22 protein-coding genes are annotated in these 20708 nt (G+C 40.3%); 20 read left to right on the top strand and 2 right to left on the bottom strand.

The features are described 5' to 3' along the window. Positions 1 to 79 precede the first annotated feature (79 nt). From KZP23_RS05510 to KZP23_RS05430, 17 genes are all read left to right on the top strand, one after another. On the top strand, positions 80 to 808 hold the full coding sequence (locus tag KZP23_RS05510; RefSeq protein WP_226335098.1) for a type III pantothenate kinase: 729 nt from the start codon (positions 80 to 82) through the stop codon (positions 806 to 808). Then, positions 792 to 2075, top strand: coding sequence for a hypothetical protein (locus KZP23_RS05505; protein ID WP_226335097.1), 1284 nt, complete (start codon positions 792 to 794; stop codon positions 2073 to 2075). The genes KZP23_RS05510 and KZP23_RS05505 overlap by 17 nt, the downstream gene beginning before the upstream one ends. Before the next feature lie 11 nt (positions 2076 to 2086). After that, a complete protein-coding gene (locus tag KZP23_RS05500) occupies positions 2087 to 3391 on the top strand; it encodes a tetratricopeptide repeat protein (protein ID WP_226335096.1) in 1305 nt (434 codons plus the stop codon). Positions 3392 to 3502: 111 nt separating this feature from the next. Beyond that, entirely contained in the window at positions 3503 to 4054 is a 552-nt protein-coding gene (gene lptC / locus KZP23_RS05495) for an LPS export ABC transporter periplasmic protein LptC (protein WP_226335095.1), read from the top strand. Positions 4055 to 4087: 33 nt separating this feature from the next. Next, positions 4088 to 4303, top strand: coding sequence for a hypothetical protein (locus tag KZP23_RS05490; protein ID WP_226335094.1), 216 nt, complete (start codon positions 4088 to 4090; stop codon positions 4301 to 4303). Next, complete coding sequence (locus KZP23_RS05485) at positions 4303 to 5568, top strand: hemolysin family protein (protein WP_226335093.1); 1266 nt, start codon at positions 4303 to 4305, stop codon at positions 5566 to 5568. Before KZP23_RS05490 ends, KZP23_RS05485 begins: the two co-directional genes overlap by 1 nt. 90 nt (positions 5569 to 5658) lie before the next feature. Further along, on the top strand, positions 5659 to 7767 hold the full coding sequence (locus tag KZP23_RS05480) for a peptidylprolyl isomerase (RefSeq protein WP_226335092.1): 2109 nt from the start codon (positions 5659 to 5661) through the stop codon (positions 7765 to 7767). A 112-nt stretch (positions 7768 to 7879) separates the two neighbouring features. Next, complete coding sequence (locus KZP23_RS05475) at positions 7880 to 8146, top strand: DUF493 family protein (protein ID WP_226335091.1); 267 nt, start codon at positions 7880 to 7882, stop codon at positions 8144 to 8146. Positions 8147 to 8157: 11 nt separating this feature from the next. Next, positions 8158 to 8391, top strand: a complete 234-nt coding sequence (locus tag KZP23_RS05470) for a 4a-hydroxytetrahydrobiopterin dehydratase (protein WP_226335090.1) — start codon at positions 8158 to 8160, stop codon at positions 8389 to 8391. Then, the gene (rsmI, locus tag KZP23_RS05465) at positions 8388 to 9074 is read left to right on the top strand and encodes a 16S rRNA (cytidine(1402)-2'-O)-methyltransferase (RefSeq protein ID WP_226335089.1); all 687 of its coding nucleotides are present in this window, start codon (positions 8388 to 8390) and stop codon (positions 9072 to 9074) included. The genes KZP23_RS05470 and rsmI overlap by 4 nt, the downstream gene beginning before the upstream one ends. A gap of 3 nt (positions 9075 to 9077) precedes the next feature. Beyond that, positions 9078 to 9866: an inositol monophosphatase family protein gene (locus KZP23_RS05460; protein WP_226336489.1), complete on the top strand. Its 789-nt coding sequence runs from the start codon at positions 9078 to 9080 to the stop codon at positions 9864 to 9866. Between the two features lie 250 nt (positions 9867 to 10116). After that, on the top strand, positions 10117 to 10731 hold the full coding sequence (locus KZP23_RS05455) for an NADPH-dependent F420 reductase (RefSeq protein ID WP_226335088.1): 615 nt from the start codon (positions 10117 to 10119) through the stop codon (positions 10729 to 10731). Positions 10732 to 10861: 130 nt separating this feature from the next. Next, a complete protein-coding gene (locus KZP23_RS05450) occupies positions 10862 to 13858 on the top strand; it encodes an AsmA-like C-terminal region-containing protein (RefSeq protein ID WP_226335087.1) in 2997 nt (998 codons plus the stop codon). Positions 13859 to 14112: 254 nt separating this feature from the next. Further along, on the top strand, positions 14113 to 14949 hold the full coding sequence (locus KZP23_RS05445; protein ID WP_226335086.1) for a DUF4382 domain-containing protein: 837 nt from the start codon (positions 14113 to 14115) through the stop codon (positions 14947 to 14949). Between the two features lie 174 nt (positions 14950 to 15123). Then, positions 15124 to 15924: a DUF4382 domain-containing protein gene (locus tag KZP23_RS05440; RefSeq protein WP_226336488.1), complete on the top strand. Its 801-nt coding sequence runs from the start codon at positions 15124 to 15126 to the stop codon at positions 15922 to 15924. A 32-nt stretch (positions 15925 to 15956) separates the two neighbouring features. Further along, a complete protein-coding gene (ribD, locus tag KZP23_RS05435) occupies positions 15957 to 16985 on the top strand; it encodes a bifunctional diaminohydroxyphosphoribosylaminopyrimidine deaminase/5-amino-6-(5-phosphoribosylamino)uracil reductase RibD (RefSeq protein WP_226335085.1) in 1029 nt (342 codons plus the stop codon). Positions 16986 to 17014: 29 nt separating this feature from the next. Further along, positions 17015 to 17497 (top strand): GAF domain-containing protein, encoded by a 483-nt coding sequence (locus KZP23_RS05430; RefSeq protein WP_226335084.1) that lies wholly within the window; start codon positions 17015 to 17017, stop codon positions 17495 to 17497. A 7-nt stretch (positions 17498 to 17504) separates the two neighbouring features. On the opposite strand, the gene KZP23_RS05425 is transcribed toward KZP23_RS05430, so the two are convergent. Further along, complete coding sequence (locus tag KZP23_RS05425) at positions 17505 to 18086, bottom strand: LOG family protein (protein ID WP_226335083.1); 582 nt, start codon at positions 18084 to 18086, stop codon at positions 17505 to 17507. Positions 18087 to 18244: 158 nt separating this feature from the next. Here KZP23_RS05425 and KZP23_RS05420 point away from each other — a divergent pair, with 158 nt between their 5' ends. The 3 genes from KZP23_RS05420 (at position 18245) to KZP23_RS05410 (ending at position 20176) form a co-directional block, all read left to right on the top strand. Beyond that, positions 18245 to 18823, top strand: a complete 579-nt coding sequence (locus KZP23_RS05420) for a non-canonical purine NTP diphosphatase (RefSeq protein WP_226335082.1) — start codon at positions 18245 to 18247, stop codon at positions 18821 to 18823. Between the two features lie 37 nt (positions 18824 to 18860). Continuing rightward, a complete protein-coding gene (locus KZP23_RS05415; RefSeq protein WP_226335081.1) occupies positions 18861 to 19493 on the top strand; it encodes a uridine kinase family protein in 633 nt (210 codons plus the stop codon). Between the two features lie 245 nt (positions 19494 to 19738). Further along, the gene (locus KZP23_RS05410; RefSeq protein ID WP_226335080.1) at positions 19739 to 20176 is read left to right on the top strand and encodes an outer membrane insertion C- signal; all 438 of its coding nucleotides are present in this window, start codon (positions 19739 to 19741) and stop codon (positions 20174 to 20176) included. Positions 20177 to 20266: 90 nt separating this feature from the next. Here the strand turns inward: KZP23_RS05410 and rpiB are convergent, their stop codons facing one another. Further along, positions 20267 to 20704 (bottom strand): ribose 5-phosphate isomerase B, encoded by a 438-nt coding sequence (gene rpiB / locus KZP23_RS05405; RefSeq protein WP_226335079.1) that lies wholly within the window; start codon positions 20702 to 20704, stop codon positions 20267 to 20269. Positions 20705 to 20708: the final 4 nt, after the last annotated feature.

The following is a 20708-nucleotide window of genomic DNA, read 5'->3' as shown; positions in this document are numbered from 1 at the left end:
CGAAAATTTGGCCTGCTGTTTTTAAAATCAAAAGGTCACAAAAGATTGGTAGAACGGTTCGGTTCAAAATGGATTTTGATTGAGGAATTTAGTCATAGATATAGGGAATACCAGGATAAAAAGTGCCCTGTTTGATGGTCTGGAGATGATTGAGGAGCAAAGCCTGAATTATATAGATGAGCTGCTCCGATATACCGACGCTTGGGATTTTGACCATGTCATTGTCAGTTCGGTGCGTTGGTCCAGCCAAGAACTTGAATTGATGTTGCCCTTTGGCTTTTTGTTTTTGGACCAAGGGACGCTTTTGCCGGTGAAAAACCAATATCAAACCCCACATACTTTGGGGCTTGATAGGCTGGCAGCGGCTATTGGTGCTTACAGTAAAACAGGTAAAGGCCCGGTTTTGAGCATTGATTTGGGAACTTGTATTACTTATGATTTCATCGATGCGTATAAGGCCTATTTGGGCGGGGCAATATCCCCGGGGCTTCAGATGAGATTCAGGGCCATGCATGAACAAACGGCACGATTGCCGCTGGTTGATTATGATTTCGAGGAAGTTAAGCCTGGATTGATCGGGGGCAATACCCTAGATGGAATGAAAAGTGGTGTTTATTTTGGAATTAAACATGAAATAGAAGGTATCATCAAGCAATACCTTGGCAATCATCAGGATTTAAAGGTCTTTATTTGTGGTGGTGATGCAAAATTCTTTGAAAGCTTAACAAAAGACCACATATTTGTAATCCCCAATTTAGTCCTTCATGGTCTGAATAGAATATTAATTTACAATGTCAATAAAAACTAGACTGCATCTGTTAGGCGTCTTTTGCGCCTTTTTTATATTTAATCAAGCAAAAGGACAAATTGGTTCTTCTACCTACAGTTCCATTGGAGTTGGGGATATGAACAATTCTGGTCTTACCCAAAACCAAGCAATGGGCGGTTTGGGTATAAGTTATGGAGATGCTTGGTCTGTGAATCAAGTGAATCCTGCATTGTCTGTAAAGAACAATGTTTTCAACTTTCAAGCTGCATTTAACTATAAACGCTATCAAGCTAAAACTGAAGAAAGTAGTGCCACACTTGATGGAGGAGGTTTAAGTTATGTGGCTGTATCTTTACCCATCAGTCCCAGAAAATGGACTGTTGGGCTCGGATTGAACCAGGTGAGTGCCGTGGATTATGAGCACATTATCCAAAGTGATGTGGTTAATTCGGATTTTACGGCCCTAAATAGGATTAGAGGACGTGGAGGAATCAGTGAGGTGTATTTGAATACCGGTTTTGAATTAGTAAAAAACTTTAATGTTGGCTTTCAGGGGAGTTATGTTTTTGGTTCTACCATCGCCAGGGAGCAATTATCACTGGTGGATGATGAAGGTAGCTTGACTGGTTTGGTTACAGAACTTTATGATAGACAGACGATCAATGATTTTGCTCTCAAAGGCGGCTTGCATTATATGGCTCGCACAGGTGACCGCAGCAGGCTGAATTTTGGCGCGATCTATCAGTTGTATGGTGATCTAAAGACAAAACGCTATGCAAAAGTTGCTGAGGATGGTGAAGGCACTGATCCTGATGCAGACGGTGTACTGATTTACAATGATGAAATTGGAAGTATTTATTTACCTAATAAATTAGGTTATGGTATATCTTTCGAAAAAATTAATAAATTTGTCATTGGACTTGAAGCTCAACATCAGGATTTTAGGGATTATAGGTCCTTTGCCGATGACAATTCAGGTCTAGGAAAGTCTTTTAAAGTTGGTTTAGGCGGACAATTTGTTCCTGATATTTATTCTTTGGAGAGCGTGTTTATGCGTTCTACTTTCCGGGCAGGAATTGAGTTTGAGCAAACCCCATATCTTATTAACCAAAATAAGGTCAATGATATTGGCATCAATTTTGGAGCTTCTGTTCCTATGAGCAGCTTATCACTATTGAATATAGCTGTGAAAGTAGGACAGAGAGGTACAACAAGTAATGGATTGGTTCAAGAGAATTATTATAAATTCACCCTGGGCTTCTCCATCAATGATAATAGTTGGTTCTACAAAAAAGTATTTGAATAAACACAACGAGTATGAAAGCTAAATTTGCATTATTAGGGTTATTATCTTTTGTTGTGGTGGGCTTGGCCCATGCACAGGATGGTTGGAATTGGCCTTCAGATCCTCAAAAGGAGGCTAAAGCTAGGGAGTATAATGCTGCCTACAATGATTATTTGAAATCAGATCAATTTATTCAGGCGACCAAACCATTGCATTGGTTATTGGTAAATGCTCCAGACCTAAACGAAGCCATATATATCAATGGGGTGAAAGTTTATGATGGTGCTGCTGAAGCGGCTACAGATGAGGCTCAAAAAGCGATTTATCAAGATTCTGTCATGGCAATTTATGACATCAGAGCTGAAAAATACAATAATGAGGCTGAATGGATAGAAAATAAGGCTTATTACGGTTATAGATATTATAGAGGAAATAAGGATAAAGTAGCTGATGCGGCGTCTTATTTTGCCAAAGATATTGAACTTAATGGGGAGATCAACACCGTAGGGTTGGTGCCGGCTTATTTCGACCTTGTGTACAGAAACTATGCCTATAACCAAGCTTATACAGATGAGCAGGTCCTTGATATCTATGATAATCTCTATGCTCGTTTAGATAAAGCTGAAGCTGAAGGTGCTGATGCTTCTGGAGAGAAATCTACATTGGATCAAATTCTTGTGGCCATGGAAATCATCGATTGTGATTTTATCCAAGAGAAATTAGGTCCACAGTTGGAAGCAGATCCAAGCAATGTGGCATTGGCAAAAAGAATCTTCCAGTATTCTGTACAGTATAAGTGTACTTCTTCAGAGACTTTCTCTAAAGCCCTTGAAGTGGTGGATAATGACAGCCCTACATTCTCTACTTCCCAAGTAAGAGGTCTGAGATATATGCAGGATGGAAATTATGCCAAGGCAGAAGAAATGTTTACCAGAGCATTGGAGTTGGCTGAAAATAACAAGCAAAAAGCTGAGGTTACTTATGACTTGGCCAAGGCGCAAGCTCAATTGGGTAAAAAATCTGCTGCCAGACAGTCTGCAATGAGTGTGGCCGAACTTGATCCAGAAAAAACTTCTGATGCATGGTCATTTATCGGTAGCTTGTACATGGGTTCTTCCAATGACTGTAGAGGTGGTCAAAGTAGAGTAAAAGATTATTCGATCTTTATTGCTGCTTATGACGCTTTTGCTAAAGCAGGTGATAATAAAGGAATGGCCAATGCCAAGGCAAGATTCCCTTCTAAAGAGGAGTTGTTTACTGAAGGCTACCAAGTGGGCCAAACTTTGAATACCGGCTGCTGGATAGGTCAAACTGTATCCTTGAAAACCAGAGATTAATTCAAGAAATCATACTTCTTTTGTAAAATATAAAAAGGCGGTTTAAACAACCGCCTTTTTTCTTTCGTACCAAAAAGAATTAAAACAAGATTAATTTGATAAATTTGTGCCATGAGACGGAGTGTTTTGTTTCTTTTGATATCATTGCTTGGTTTTTCCTGCAGGGAAAGTGTAGACCTTAGGCAGCTCCAAAACTATGATGGACCGGTAAGGGTGACGACTGGAATGGAAGTTTATCGCAGTGATTCTGCCCGGGTAAAGGTCAAGGTGAATGCTGAGCAGCAGTTGGTTTTTGATAATGGAGATTCTGAATTCCCCAAGGGGATTTTAATCCATTTCTTTGATGATGAAGGGAAGCTTACTTCCACCATTCAGGCAGATAAAGGCTTCCAAAATCAAAGGGATAAAATTTACCGTGGTGAAGGAGATGTACGGGTGCATAATCTGGAAAATGGCACCAAGTTAAATTCAGAGGAACTCTTCTGGGATGAAAGAAATGGGAAGATTTATACTGAGAAGTTTGTAACAGTAACTAAGGAGGATGGTACGGTTATTCCGGCCAAAGGAATGGAGTCAGATGAAGCCTTGACTGATATTACTTTCTATGAAGTGACGGATGGTAGCATTCCGATTCCAGAAGAAAATACCGGGGGCAGGCCTTGATCAGGGGCTGTTCCTGAATGTGAGCAATTATCTATGAAATTAAAAGGGATTATTTTACTATCATTGTCGGCAGCATTGGTGATTATAGGGACTCATGTAACCATGACCCAAGGGATTACTTTTAGCTATCCTATTTTTATGTTTGCTGTGGCCATGTTATTTTGGTATAAATATATGAAGACCAAGATGGCTGAAAATGAGGGCCAAGAGGCTCATCATCAGCAAAAAAGAAAGAAAAAACGCCCATAATGGAATATCAATATTTGGCCTATGTCCTGATCACACTTTTGTTTTCAGCCTTGTTTTCAGGATTGGAAATCGCTTTTGTATCAGCCAATAAACTTCAGATAGAACTACAAAACAAACAAGGTGGTTTTACTGGGAAGGTGTTGGCTGGTTTTGTGAAAAACCCGGGGCAGTTTATTGGGACTACCCTACTAGGAAACACAGTCTCTTTGGTAGTCTACGGGATCTTTATGGCCTATCTCTTGGAGCCGAGCATTGAAAGGGCCTTACCTGAGGGCTTGAATCATGAGGCGTCTGTTTTGATCATACAGACTGTTATTTCTACGATCATTGTACTGATCACAGCGGAGTTTATTCCCAAGAGCATTTTTATGCTTAACCCTAATAATTTGTTGGGCTTTTTTGCATTGCCTTTTTTGGTAATTTATTATTTGCTATATCCGGTGGTTTGGCTGGTAGTTGGAATGTCCAGGTTTTTCATTACTAAGATTCTAAAATTAGAATACAGTGAGGATAAACCTGTGTTTAAGATCACTGATCTGAATACTTTTATCCAGAATAATCTGGAAACAGAGGGTGATGATGGTATGGATATAGATACCAAGATCTTTGACAATGCCGTGGAGTTCAAGACGGTAAAGGCGAGGGATTGTATGGTGCCGAGGACAGATATTGTGGCCGTGGATGTAGAGGACGATATCCAAGACCTTAAAAGCATCTTTATGAGCAGTGGTCATTCCAAAATCATAGTGTATAAGGAAAATATTGATGATGTGATCGGATATTGCCATCATTTGGAGCTGTTCAAAAAACCCAAAAGTATAGAAGACATCCTTACGCCTATCATTATTGTGCCAGAGACCGCTTTGGTGAATGAGCTATTGGTGCAGTTTATCTCAGAAAGGAAGAGTTTGGCTTTGGTTGTAGATGAATTTGGAGGTACGAGTGGAATTGTGAGTATGGAGGACATCATAGAGGAGATATTTGGAGAAATAGAGGATGAATATGACAATGATGACCTGATAGAGCAACAGGTGGGTGACTATGAGTATCTTTTGAGTGCCCGGCATGAGATAGATTATCTTAATGAAAAATACGATTGGAATTTGCCAGAAGGGGATTACGACACCTTATCGGGTTTTATACTTTCCATCACAGAAAATATCCCTAAAAAGGGCGAATCAGTGGTTTATGGGCCATTTACTTTTACGGTTGTTTCCAAGCAAGAACACCGAATCGATACGGTAAAATTAAAGATAAATGCATAAGAGAATTTAATAAGTAATTTATTGACAGCGATAATATTTTGAATTTACCGTTAGATGTAATTATTTTGCGACACTTCAAAAACTAGAAGAATGGCTTTAATAAAAGAAATTAGACAGAGAACAGGTCTTGCAATAGGTGTTATTGCATTTGGATTGATACTTTTCCTCGTGGGAGGAGACTTATTGGGTCCGAATTCCATGCTCCTCGGAGGTAGGGATACCACAGTGGGAGAAATCAACGGAGAGGAAATTTCCTATGATGAGTATTTGAATCAAGTGGAGCTATTTAAGCAAAACTATGTTCAAAACACGGGGAGAAATCCATCCGAGAATGAAATGTATAGTATCCGTGAGCAGGCATGGCAGGGAATGGTAGTGAAGAAAGTGTTTTCTGAGCAATACGAAGCCCTAGGAATGACCATTTCCGACGAGGAATTGGTGGACATGGTTCAAGGTAAGAACATTGTAGCTGAACTTCGTCAGCAATTGACCAATCCAGAGACAGGAGAGTTTGATAGACAACAATTGATCTCGTTCTTGCAATCATTGGAATCAGCTCCGGCTCAACAACGTGCCATGTGGGCGCAACAAGAGCAGACCTTTGCTGACTCTAGATTGCGTATCAAGTATGATAACCTTTTGGCCGCTTCATCTTATGCCAATAAGGAAGAAGGAGCCTTACAATACAAAATGCAATCAAGCATTGCTGATGTGGAGCATTTGTTTATTCCTTATTATGCGGTATCCGATTCTGCGATTACCATCAATGAATCTGATTTGAAGGCTTATTTGGAGGAAAACAAGGACAGGTTCCAGGCGGAGAAAACCAGAGATATTTCTTACGTTACTTTTAACCTTTACCCTAGCGGTGAGGATTCTGCAGCAGTAATTCAGGAAATCGACCAGTTGACTGCCGAATTAAGAGCGAGTGAAGATGACTCTGTTTTTGTGTTGAGAAATTCAGAGTTCAGTAATCCATTTAGAACTTTCCTACCTGGCCAGCCACTTCCTACTGATTTGACCTCAAATACTGAAGAGATTGAAGAAGGTGGAGTGTATGGTCCCTTCATTACCAACAGAAGTACTTATGTAACTTATAAAGTTTCTGATAAATTTGAGGGTACTCCTAGAATGAGGGCCAGTCATATTTTGCTGGGGACACAAGGTATGGATGATGCGGCAAAAGCTGAAGTGAAGGCACAAGCTGAGGAAGTGCTTGCTGAAGTAAAGGAATCAGGTAACTTCTTCGCAGCAGCACAGCAATACGGTCAAGACGCTACTGCCCAAAGAGGTGGTGACCTTGGTTGGTTTGCCAAAGCAGACTTCGTAGAGCCATTTGCTGAAGCTGTGTTTGATGCCAAGTCTACTGGCTTGATCAATGAAGTGGTAGAGACAGAATATGGTTATCATATTATCAGTGTTACGGAATTGCCTAAAACCGAGACGGTGAAATTAGCTGTTCTTGAGTTGGAATTAGGACCAAGTGATGCCACTAGAAATGAAATTTTCAGAGATGCAGATTACTTCGCGGCCAATACCGGTAATGCTGATGAGTTTAAAACCAATGCAGAGGAAGAAGGATATAGAGTGATGTCTGCAGGTGAACTGACCACCAATGCAAGAACGATCAATAACCTTACCGGAGCAAGAGAAGTGGTAAGATGGGCGTTTAATGATGCTTCTATCGGAAGTGTTTCCCAAGTGTTCGAATTGGAGAATGCTTATATAGTGGCTACCTTGAATGGTAAGACTGATGGAGAAGAGGTGACTTTGGCGCAAGTAAGGGCTGAAGTAACTGCTCAGGTTAGAAATGATAAGAAAGCTAAAGTGATCATGGATAAATTGGCAGGAAAAGAGAGCCTTGCTGCGATGAAGGAAGCCTTTCCTGAGTTTGCATCATTGGGTACTGCAGCTGATTTGAACCTAATGGACAATACCATTCCTGGAATTGGCTATGCACCAAAGGCAGTTGGAGCTATCTTCGGTTTGGAAGAAGGTGGTATTACCAAGCCTATCAAGGAAGATATTGGCGTGATTGTCGCTAAGCTGAACAGCAAAACTCCAGCGGGTGAAATTGCCGATTACAGCATGTACAAAAACCAATTGGAGGCAAGTGCTAAGCAAAGAACAACTTATATGATTATGATGGCTGCCCAAGAGTTGGCTGATGTGAAGGACTACAGGTACAAATTCTTTTAATTAGGATTTGCCTTTAATATCGAATCCCATTCTCTTTAAGAGGATGGGATTTTCTTGTTTAGGGGATTTAATTTTTCATCTATCATGTTAAAAGACTAAATTCGGGGTAATTATGAGAAAAGAATTTGATAAAAAGGCATTTAAGACGAAGCTGGAAGAGCAGAATTCCTTTCCAGCATTGTACATGTTTAAATTTATTGTGCCGAAGGGTAAGGAAGCTGAGGTGGCCAGTTTGTTGCCCAATAATGAAATCAGTTTAAAGGAATCTGCAAAGGGTACCTATGTCAGTGTAACCATAAAGGCGATGATGCCTGACAGTGATTCCATTTTGGGCATTTATGAAAAGGCTGCCAAAATTGAAGGAATAATATCACTTTAAAAAATATTTGTATGTGGGCAGAAGAAGACGATAAACTTAAAAAGACATTTGAATTTGGTGATTTTACAGAGGCCTTTGCATTTATGTGCAGGGTGGCATTTTTAGCAGAAGCTCATGGTCACCATCCCAATTGGAGCAATGTGTATAATAAAGTAGTCATTGAGTTGTGCACACATGATCAAGGAAATATTGTGACAGAAAAGGATAGAAAGCTGGCTGATGCCATCGATAATCTTCAAAAATGACAGAGACGAATAGACCTGACCTATATGTGGTTCCCACGCCTATAGGAAACTTGGAAGATATTACTTTGCGTGCCATCCAGGTGCTGAAAACTGCAGATGTCATCCTTGCAGAGGATACGCGTACTACAGGGAAATTATTGAAACACCTTGAGATCAAGAGGCCCTTGCAGAGCTACCATATTTTTAATGAACATAAGGCCGTGGAGAAGCTCATTGAGCGGATGGAAGCAGGGGAACAATTTGCCTTGGTCAGTGATGCGGGAACGCCGGCTATCAGTGATCCTGGGTTTTTATTGGTCAGGGCTGCCAGAGAAGCTGGGCTCTTGGTGAATTGTTTGCCCGGTCCTACTGCATTTGTTCCCGCCCTAGTCAATTCAGCCTTGCCTAATGACCGATTTGTTTTTGAAGGTTTTTTGCCGCATAAGAAAGGGCGTAAAACACGTATCGAGAATTTGTTAGAAGAACCAAGGACCATGATTTTCTATGAGTCACCACATCGGCTTTTGAAAACCCTTGGTCAGTTTAAAGAGGCCTTTGGTGAGGATAGGTTGGCCTGTGTCTCCAGAGAGCTTACCAAGGTGTTTGAAGAGAATATACGTGGTAGTTTGTCAGAGTTAATAACATATTATGAAAATAACCCCGTCAAAGGGGAAATTGTGATTACTGTTTCAGGTAAAAATTAGATGATGGAATTGAAAGAGCTTTTGGATAAAACCATTTTGATAGCCAAAGAGGCTGGAGCATTTATTAGAAAAGAAAGACAAAGTTTTGATTTAAATGAGGTGGAGCATAAGGGCTTCAATGACCTTGTTTCCTATGTAGACAAAGAGGCTGAAAAAATAGTGGTAAAAGGGCTTAAGGAGGCCTTGCCTGCTGCAGGTTTTATCACAGAAGAGGGTACGGTCAATAAGCAGGAAGAAGAGTATAACTGGATCGTGGACCCTTTGGATGGCACCACTAATTTTGTACATGGAATACCGGTCTTTTCGGTGAGTATCGCATTGATGCAAAAGGATGAAATCATTTTGGGTGTAGTATATGAAGTGAATAATAATGAATGTTTTTATGCTACTAAAGGAGGCGGTGCATTTTGTAATGATACCAAGATTCAGGTAAGTTCTGCTCCTACCCTAGCTGATAGTTTAATTGCTACTGGTTTTCCCTATTATCAGTTTGATAAGCTAGATGATTACCTGATGATTTTAAAAAGTATTATGCAGAAGTCCCATGGAATTAGGAGGCTGGGAAGTGCGGCAGTGGATTTATGTTATGTGGCATCAGGAAGAGTGGAAGGATTCTTTGAATATAACCTCAATTCTTATGATGTGGCTGGTGGTCTGATCATTGTGCAAGAGGCTGGCGGTAAGGTAAGTGATTTTGGAAATGGTATGAACTTTGTATTTGGAAGGGAGATTGTGGCCAGTAATGGGAATATTCATGATGAGTTACTTGAACAGGTAAATAAGTCCTGGTAAGTCTGTCTGATTCATTTGAATGATAATTTCGGGTTTTCGTCATTTCAAAAACGCATTGCATGTGTTTGGGGTGATTATTGCAGTAATAAATTTGGTAAATCGCTTGAAATTTTATAGTTTTCAGATGATTATACAAGTAGTAAATTCGACCAGTACAATCACCCATTGATTACCCGTTCTCTCACCAAGAAGGGTAATATTTCCACAGTCGTTAATATTTAATACTATACTTTATAATTATACTATTTGCATGACTTTAGGAATAATAGGCGGAACGAAACTTTCTATCAGCCTGGGAAACAAATACATTTCCAGGGGCTTGAATGTTGTGTTTGGCGTAAGGGAGGAATTTGAAGCGAATCAGATTGAATGGAAAATTCTTAAAATGCAAAAGGACAAGGTTTTTGGATATTGCGAGGCCATGCGAAAAGCCGATGTCATCCTGATATGTTGTGAAAATGAGTTTTTGCCTTTGGTGTGCCAGTGTTTAAATCAATTTGACAATACGGACAAGATCGTTTTGGATTGCACTAATGGGAATTATAATCCCCATTTTGCCTGCAATACCCGTTATATTCAGGAGAATTCCGGTTATGATCGGGTACTGAAAGGCTTTAATAATCTAGGCTTAGACTATCCGAAGTCAGACCCTTTAGAGCTGGTAAAGGAAACGTATTTCTGTGGGGATAATGAAAGTGATAAGTTTAAGGTGAAGAGGCTTATCGAATTGATAGGGTTCAAAGCTGTGGATGCAGGGAATCTTAATAATGCCCCTCTCCTAGAGGCTTTTTATCACCTTAGGAAGCAGATCAGTCATCAAAAAAATGAGAATATTGATTACCACTTTAAGTTAATGTCTGTCTAGTAACCTGCATTTTTTATTCTTTCCTTAGACAAAAGTCTTCAAGGCATTAAATTTGATGTAATTTTAGGTGAATTTTTAATATGCTGGGATCAGCATACATTACAGGATAAATCAAATATTAAATTTTGCCATGAAGAAGACCCTGATAGTAGTATTAGTCGTTTTTGCGCTCCTATTAGTGAGCTTAATCGCGCTCCCTATTGTTTTCAAGGATAAAATTGTGCAACGTATTGATCAAGAAATAGCCAATACGTTGGATGCAGATGTTTTTTATGACGCTGATCACTTTAGCCTAAGTGTTTTGAAACGATTCCCCAATATTTCGGCCACCATTGAAGAGTTTGGCATCGTTGGTCGTACGCCATTTGAAGGAGACACCTTGGCCCATGTCAAGAGCTTTCAGGTGGATCTGAATTTGTTTTCTGTGATTTTTGGTGATTATCCGGAACTCACCGGGATTCATTTGGATGGAGGACAGGTCTATGTGAAGGTTTTGGAAGATGGAAAGGCCAATTATGATATCATGAAAGAGAGTGAGGAGCCTGCTGCGCCTGAGGAACCTTCCAATTTCAAATTTGGAATTGACCTGATGAAGGTCAATGATCTCAACTTTGTGTATGATGACAGACAGCTCAAGTACTTTATGGCTTTGCAGGATTTTCAATTGGAAGGTGCAGGTGATTTCAGTGCTGATATTTACGGGATAGATGGTCGTATTGATACCAAAGTCTTACGAATAGACTACGAAGATGTCAATTATATCAGTGACAAGGTATTTACGGCTGATACAGAAATCCAAGTGGATATGACCCAAATGAAGTTTTCCTTTGGAGAAGGACAGTTTGGTTTAAATGACTTTTTGTTTGGGGTGAGTGGTTTTGTGGCCATGCCAGAAGATGATATTGATATGGATTTGACCTTTGAGGGAAAAGAAAACACTTTTAAGAGTGTGCTTTCCCTAGTGCCAGGGATATATACAGCATCATTCTCGGGATTGAACACCAGTGGGACCATGGATTTTGGAGGTTTTCTGAAAGGCACTTATAATGAAAATGAGTTTCCAAAGTTTAATATTGGCCTGAAGGTAAAGGAAGGTATGTTCCAGTATCCTGACCTGCCAAGACCAGTGAAGGATGTCAATATAGACCTGACTGTCAAAAATGAATCTGGAAAGCTGGATTATACCACGGTGGATATTCCCGCCTTTAACCTGACTTTCGGGTCCAATCCAATATCGGGAAGGTTATTATTGGAAAACTTGGTTACATATGATGTGGACGGTCAGTTAAAGGGCAAGCTTAACTTGGCAGAACTGACTTCTATCTTTCCAATAGAAGGAATGGAACTAAAGGGTATTATGGATGTAGATGCCACTGCAAAGGGACGATATGATAGTGTAGCCAATATCATTCCAGCGATTAATGCCAAAATGAACTTGAGTGATGGTTATGTGAAAAGTGAAGAGTATCCTGCTCCCATTGAGGATTTAAATATTAAAACCTCTATCGTCAATAATTCAGGGAAAATGGCTGACTTTTTAGTAGATATGTCCAATATTGGTTTTAAGTTAGAAGGAGAAGAGGTAAGCGGAAATATGAAAATCAGTGATTTGGACCAGCTTAATTGGGATGGTGCTGTTCATGGTGCTGTTGATTTGGGTAAGATCAGTAAGATTTTCCCTATGGAAGGGGTTATTATGGAAGGAAAAATCAAAGCTAATATTGATACCAAAGGAAGCTATGCGGATGTTGAAGCTGAACGGTACAATAACTTGGACACTAGAGGGAAGGTGGAGCTAAGTGACTTTTATTATACCGATAGTGATTTGCCGCAGGGGATTCGTATCCATCAGGCTATGGGAGATTTTAGTCCTCAGGCTGTTAATCTAAGCGACTTTGATGCAAGGCTGGGAGAAAGTCCAGTAAAAGCAACAGGCAGCCTTTCGAACTATATGGCTTATTTGTTTGAGGAGAATGAAGTGTTGAAGGGTAAGCTGGATATCAGCTCCAGTAAGTTCAATATCAACGAATGGATGACAGAGGGTGAAAGCACAACAGCCGACACTACTGAGTTGACCTTGATTGAACTGCCCAAGAACATCGATTTCAACATGACTGTGCAGGCGGATGAGGTCTTATATGATAATTTGGTATTTAATGATGCCAAAGGACAAATGACCTTAAAAGATGGTGTTTTGACCTTTAAGGATGCCGGTATGAAAACCCTAGGGGGGCAAATGACCCTTAACGGAGCTTATAATACCCAGAATATCAAAGACCCTAAGTTCAATATGGATTTTAAAGTGCTAGGCATCAGTATTCAGGAGGCTTTCAATGCTTTCAATACAGTCAAGGCCTTTGCACCAATTGCCCAGCACCTGACGGGTGATTTTACCAGTGGTTTTTCCCTTTCGGGTAATTTGGGCCAAGATATGATGCCAGTTCTTTCTTCTCTGGATGGGAATGGTTTGATCGAAGTGGCCCAAGCGGTTTTGGAAAACAGTAAGATCATTAGCGGCATTACTTCCTTGACCAAATTAAAGGATGGCAATACCATTCAGATCAAAGACCTGAAATTAAAAGCGGAGATCAAGGATGGAATGCTGGAAGTCAGCCCATTTGATATTAAGTTGTGGGATTATACTGCCAAGGTTCAGGGGAGTACTGGTTTTGATGGCAGTATTAATTACTTGGTAAATATGGAAATTCCAGCAGGGAAGTTGGGTAGTCAAGCGAACAATTTGCTGGCTTCAATTGCTGGAACAGAAGCAACTGGAGAGACCAAGATTCCTTTGGCCATCAATTTGGGAGGAAGCTATCAGCAGCCTAAGATCGGTTTGGCAGGAGGGGAAAGCATGGAAGCCATGATCACCAATGCCTTAAAGGCCAGGGCTTCTTCAGAAGGTAAAAAATTGCAGGAACAGTTGACAGAGCAGTTCAAGGCCCAAGAGGACAGTGCCAAGCAAGAGATGAAGCTAAAAGCGGATGCGGCACAAGACAGTGCCAAAAATGAGCTTAATAAAAAGGTAGAAGAGGCACAGGATAAAGCGGCAGATGAAGTGAAGGATTTGGTGAAGGGTTTATTTGGTAGATCGAAGAGCTCCAAGGACACCACCAAATCCAATTGACCATATTCAAGCCGGACTAAGGGAACTTGGTCCGGCTTTTTTCCGAAATAGGCATGGTTTGCATGTTGAAGGGAATAATTGATTCTGATGTTCACCTAAAAGTAGATGTTTGTTTTTTATTGAGTAAATACCCGGAAATCCCCCAATTATTTAGTATAAGAGTATAATCAATTCCAATATTGTATTTGTGGCATGTGCTTTGTGTTGTTATTGAATTACTAAACCAACGTCTAAACATTATGAAATCTTTACAAATGAAAAATTGGATTTTAGGATTAGCGGGGCTTTTGGCCTTCGCATCATGTGATTCAGAAGATGACCCAGCTATGGAAGGCAATGCAAAAGTAAGTGTATCCTTGATAGATGCACCAGCTGATTATGATGCCGTAATGATTGAGGTTTTGGGCGTAGAAATACTCACCAACGATGATGATGAAAATGATGAATCTGCTTGGATTACTTTCGATAATGAAATTTCGGAAGACCATCTTAACTTATTGTCATTAGTTGGTGGAAATGAAGCAGATTTGGGTACAGAGGAAATTCCTGCCGGTGAGATTACCCAGATAAGGTTACTTTTGGGAGATGATAACTATTTGGTAATTGACGAAGAAGAGTTTGAACTGACTACTCCAAGTGCCCAACAAAGTGGTCTTAAGTTACAGTTAAATCAAGAATTGCTGGCTGGTATCCAATACAAAATCGTAATCGATTTTGATGCCGCCAAGTCGATTGTAGAAGCAGGGAATTCTGGACAATATATCCTTAAACCTGTGTTAAGGGTGGTAGCCGAAGAATCTGCTAGTATTGAAGGTCAAGTGCTGCCTTTAGAGGCTGATCCTTTGGTGATCGGTATCCAAGGTGAAGATACGGTAAGGACCTATACTGATGATTTAGGTGCTTTTGCTCTGAGAGGATTGCAAGGAGGTGAGTACAAAGTTATCTTCCAACCTGTGGAGGGTTATGAAGCAGATACTCTTTATAATGTTCCAACTGTAGAGGGAGAGGTTACTATTCTAGATCCAGTAGAATTAGAATTAACACCTGTAGAAGAAGAAACTCCAACTGAAGGAGAAGAAGGTGGAGAATAAGCACAAATTTAATCGTGAAAATTAAAAGGGGCCCTTGGGCTCCTTTTTTTATGCCATTAAAATTTTGCGAAATTTCAGGGACAAATTGCCCTTTGAAATGGTTACTTTTGTGGAGAGACTGAATGGTAGGGCTATGTGTCTTACGTTTGCACCTTCAAATCACAAATCTTGGCCATGAGAAAAATCAGGTACATTTTTATTTTATTGCTCCCCTTTTTGCTGTTCACCAGTTCATGTTTGGAAGATGAGGCAAATAAGAAGAGATCCTTGGTAAATATCTATTTGATAGATGCTCCAGGCGATTTTGATCAGGTTTGGTTGGAAATTTTAAGAGTAGAAGTCTTTTTAGAAGAAGGGAATAATGAAGGGCAAGAAGGATGGGTTCCTTTTGACTATATTCCTTTAAGCAATATGGTTAATGTCAGTGCTTTGGTCGCTGAAAGCCAGCTTATACTTGGAAGAGGGGAGTTGCCATTTGGTAGGATTGGCCAGATTAAAATGGTTTTGGGTGATGAACATTATCTGATAAAAGAGGAGGAGCGGATTCCTCTGGCTTTGGCAGCAGATCTTGATTCGGAGATTATTTTGGATACACAATATGATTTAAGAGGGGGAAATTCTTATGATATTTACCTGGATATGGATTTAAGCAGGTCTATTAGAGCAGCCCCTAATGTGGAGGGAAATTATCTATTGAATCCTGTAATAAGAACTTTTGCGACAGGTAATGAAGCTTCAATCAGTGGCCGAGTCACCCCAATAGAGGCAAGGCCATTTGTGCATGCTATATTGGGCGAGGACACTTTGACTACCTTGACCAATGAGAGTGGGGATTTCTTTTTCAGGGGTTTGCAGACAGGAGATTATAAAATATACTTTAGACCGATAAGTCCTTACTTGGATAGCACTACCATTGTGCGTACCAAAATAGATTCCCTATCGGAAATGGAAACCATTTTGCTAAGGCAACCTTAATCAATCCTTTTACCAGTAACTGTTTTATTAGCATGGAGGAGAATGCAGGCTATATGCTTAGAGCCCTTGAACTGGCCGAATTAGGCAGGGGAAAAGTGAGTCCCAATCCCATGGTGGGCTGTGTAATTGTGCATAATAATAAAATCATTGGAGAGGGCTATCACCAGGAATATGGGGGGCCTCATGCTGAGCCCAATGCTATTAAAAGTGTGGATGATAAGGAGCTGCTGAAGGAATCAACTGTTTATGTCAGTCTGGAGCCCTGTGCACATTTTGGAAAAACACCGCCATGTGCCCATCTCCTAGTTGATAAACAAGTCAAAAAGGTAGTCATCGCTGCCTATGACTCTAATCCACTTGTGGGAGGAAAAGGTATCAAAGTTCTTGAAGAAGCAGGGATTGAAGTGGTCACGGGGGTTTTGGAGAAAGAAGCCAGGATACAGAATAAACGTTTTTTTACGGCTATAGAAAAAGAAAGGCCTTACGTCATTCTTAAATGGGCGCAGACCTTGGATGGCTTTATTGCCAGGAAAGACTACGACAGCAAGTGGATATCCAATGCCTATAGTCGACAGTTGGTGCATAAATGGAGGTCCGAAGAAGATGCCATCATGGTAGGCACTAAAACGGCGCAATATGACAATCCCAAGCTCAATGTCAGGGATTGGACAGGACGAGACCCATTGCGGATTGTACTGGATAAGCAACTTAGCCTAGATAGTAACCTTGCCCTTTTTGACCAAAGTATACCGACGATCTGCTATAATTTATTGAAAGATGAGGAGCAGGAAAACTTAAAGTATGTAAAGCTTGAGCGTGACTTTGAAATAAAAGACATTCTTGCAGACCTGCACCAAAGGAAAGTGCAAAGCATTATCATTGAAGGAGGTTCTCACCTTTTACAAAAATTCATTGAAAGTGAACTTTGGGACGAGGCTAGGGTGTTTACTGGCCAAAGTCAGTTTGAAACTGGCATTGCCGCACCAAAAATTTCCTTTCCTCCTCTAGCATCAGAGGATATCATGGGGGACCGATTGGAGATATTTAGGTCCAATAAATAATTATAAAATAAATATCAAGCGATAGAACAATGGCCGAATCCATCTTCCTTCCAGAAAACGCGAACAAAATTGAAAAATATGAGGCGATACTTCCTCAAATAGAAGCTTTGGTCAGTGGTGAAGAAGACCTTATTGCCAACTTGGCCAATATAAGTGCTGTACTAAAAGAAGTTTTTGGCTTTTTTTGGGTAGGTTTTTATTTGGTTAAAGGAGAACACTTGGTGTTGGGGCCATTCCAAGGACCAATTGCCTGTACCCGTATCGCCAAAGGAAAAGGGGTCTGCGGTACTGCTTGGACAGAAGGCAAAACCCAATTGGTGCCAGATGTAGATGCATTTCCGGGCCATATTGCCTGTAGTTCTGCTTCTAAGTCTGAGATTGTTTTGCCAGCTTTTAAGGATGGGGATGTGGCTTTGGTTTTGGATATTGACAGTGACCAATTGAATGATTTTGATGAAACAGATGCAGCGGAATTGGGGAAATTGATGAAGATCATCGAGCAGTGCTTATAGCTAATGCTCAACTTGACTTAGGAGCTTCCCACTTTGGGATAAACTTGGGCTTATATGCCGCCATTTTATCAAGAATTTCTTCAGGATCATCGCTGATGATCAACAAGTCCATTTGCTCCTGCTTAAGAAAACCTTCTTTAGCGGAAAAATCCAAAAAGTTGATCAATCGGTCATAATAACCTTGCACATTATAAAGGGCCAATGGCTTTTGTATATAACCAAGTTGGTTTAGAGTCATGATCTCAAAAAGTTCTTCCAAGGTACCTATTCCACCGGGCATGGCAATAAATCCATCTCCCCTTTCAGCCATCAGCCATTTTCTGTCCCGCATGGTTTCTACTATGGTCAATTCCGTTAAACCTTGATGCGCTACTTCCACATCCACCAATTTTTGGGGAATAATTCCATAAACATTCCTGCCCACGCTCAACATCTGATTCGCAATTATCCCCATTAGCCCCACTTTACCTGCCCCGTAAACCAAGTCTAATTTCCTATGGACCATTGCTTGTATGAGTGCAATTGCTCCCTGCTTATAAGCTGGGTTTTTGCCAGTATTTGAACCGCAATAAATTGTTATTTTTTTCATTCGAAATTATCAAATGGGTAAAACAATCTCTCTAATTACTGGAATTTTGCCCCCTTTCGCAAAGACCTAGGGTTAATTGGGTGCTAAGTTTTATATATGGCTTTAGCTTATGCCCTCATACTGCTTTAGGAGCAGGAAAAAATTCTTATTTTTGGGATATGAAAATCTGCTTTGCTACTAATAATCCAAAAAAAATTGAAGAGGTAAAAGCTGCCTTGGGAAATGATTTTACTGTAGTCTCCTTAAAAGAAATTGGCTGTCATGAGGAGCTGCCTGAGACCGGTGACACCCTGGATTACAATGCTTTTCAAAAAGCCCGTCATGTATTTGAGAACTACCAAGTGAGTTGCTTTGCAGATGACACAGGATTGGAGGTGGCAGCCTTAGATGATGCGCCGGGAGTTTATTCTGGCAGGTATGCAGGGGAGCCAAGAAGTGATGAAAGGAATGTGGACCTTCTTATGGAAAATATGAAAGGTCTAACCAATAGAAATGCCCAATTCAGAACAGTTATCGCTTTAATATTGGATGGTAAAGAATACAGTTTTGAGGGTGTGGCTAAGGGTGAGATTACTACAGAAAGATCTGGAGATCGAGGATTTGGCTATGATCCGGTATTTCGGCCTGAGGGGCATGAGCAGACATTTGCTGAACTCAGCATGCAAGAAAAGAATGCGATCAGTCATCGGGGAAGGGCAGTAAGGAAGCTGATTGACTTTTTAAATGGACTTAAATAATGCAATCAAATAAGTGAGATTTTGCTAATTTAAGATAATGAGAAAGCCCTATATAGTTGGTATTACAGGAGGAAGTGCTTCCGGAAAGACACTTTTTTTGAAGCAATTGCTGGCGACTTTTGAGCCGGAAGAAATCTGTCTTATTTCACAGGACAATTACTACAAACCCAAAAATGAGCAGCCAAAGGACGATCTTGGTGTGGAAAATTATGATTCTCCCCATTCCTTTGACTTTGTTCAGTATGCGGCAGACATAAGGGATATACAACAAGGCAAAAAGGTGTTCAAACAGGAATATACTTTCAACAATCCAAACGTTATTCCCAAAATGTTGACATTTAATCCAGCACCAGTGGTGGTAGTGGAAGGGATTTTTGTGTTGTATTCCCCGGAATTATCCAACTTATTGGACTTGAAAATCTTCATTGATGCCAAGGACTATATTAAACTCAAAAGAAGAATTGTTCGGGATAAAGTAGAGAGGGGCTGTGACTTGGATGATGTGCTATACCGCTATGAGAAGCATGTTATGCCCACTTATGAGAAATACATTGCTCCTTTTAAGCATGATGCAGACCTGATTATTCCAAATAACAATGATTTCGAAAGGGGGCTTGAAATGGTCAAGGTATTTTTAAAAGAGAAGATAGTACATCAACCTGATCTTTGATTTTTAGCATAAGTGCTTGGTAATAATTTCCTTTCTTTCGGCTAATAATGTGGTCCAATGCCAGTTTCGGAGGTTTGTTTTTTTGTTAATTGGCTGCCAAGTGGTTTTGCAGTGTGAGGAATATTTCTTTTCATTTGTGGTGATGCAGGATTGCTGTTTTGCAAATAGCAGTTTTTCTCCTTTATAAATTTTTGGCAAAGAGTTTGTGATAATGCTGGTGAAAACTAAACCAACTATTTATTACCATGAAGAAGTTTTTGATATTATCCTTAACTGCTTTTCTAATTTTGCAAAACAAGACCATGGCACAAGTCAGTGCTGGAGTTTACCAGCTTAGCTCCAATACTTTCATGGCCATAGGAACTGATCCAGAAAATAAGATCTTTGGTGAAGCAAGATTAGGCGTAGGGCATGATGTGGATATTGAAGGTACTTTTGGGTATAATTTTATCCAAAAGGATGAGGTGAACCTTTATAGTGGCTTTCACTTGGGAGCCGACGGTCACCATGATCATGACCATGATCACAACCATCTTTATTTGGGGATCCCTTTAGGTGTTTTGGTAAAACCCTTTCCTTCAACAAGGAATTTTGGGTTCTTGCTTGAGGCAAGTCCGATTTTTGCCAACCATTCAGAAAATTATCTGAGAGCAGGTATAGGGATGAAATATACCTTTAGGTAAAAAATAAATCCAAAAAGAAAGGCTTGGTAGAGAAATCCGCCAAGCCTTTTTGTTTAGATCAGGCCACTGAAACAGCCTTATCTAATTTATTTACTGACAAGCTATTTTATTTACTCTATTGGCATGTCTTCCTCCTTCAAAATCTGTGCTTAGGAAGGTTTCTACCATTTCTTGGGCCAGTTCATAAGCTACGAATCGGGCAGGAATGGAAATAACATTGGCATCATTATGTTGTCTGGAAAGAGCGGCAAGATCCTTGTTCCAACAAATAGCAGCACGAATGCCTTGGTGTTTGTTGGCAGTAATGGCTACACCATTTCCACTTCCGCAGACCACTATTCCCTGTACAAACTCCCCTCCTTCTATGGCATCACAAAGCGGATGAACATAGTCAGGATAATCTACAGAGGCATCTGAAAATGGGCCGAAGTCTTTTACTTCGTATCCTGCTTGTATCATATATTCCACCAGCTTTTGTTTATAGTCAAAGCCGGCATGATCTCCACCAATTGCTATTTTTTTGGACATGATT

Source organism: Echinicola marina (assembly GCF_020463795.1).
Taxonomy (GTDB): domain Bacteria; phylum Bacteroidota; class Bacteroidia; order Cytophagales; family Cyclobacteriaceae; genus Echinicola; species Echinicola marina.
The sequence above is the reverse complement of the archived record's forward strand: the minus strand, read 5'-3'. Positions and strand labels throughout refer to the sequence as shown.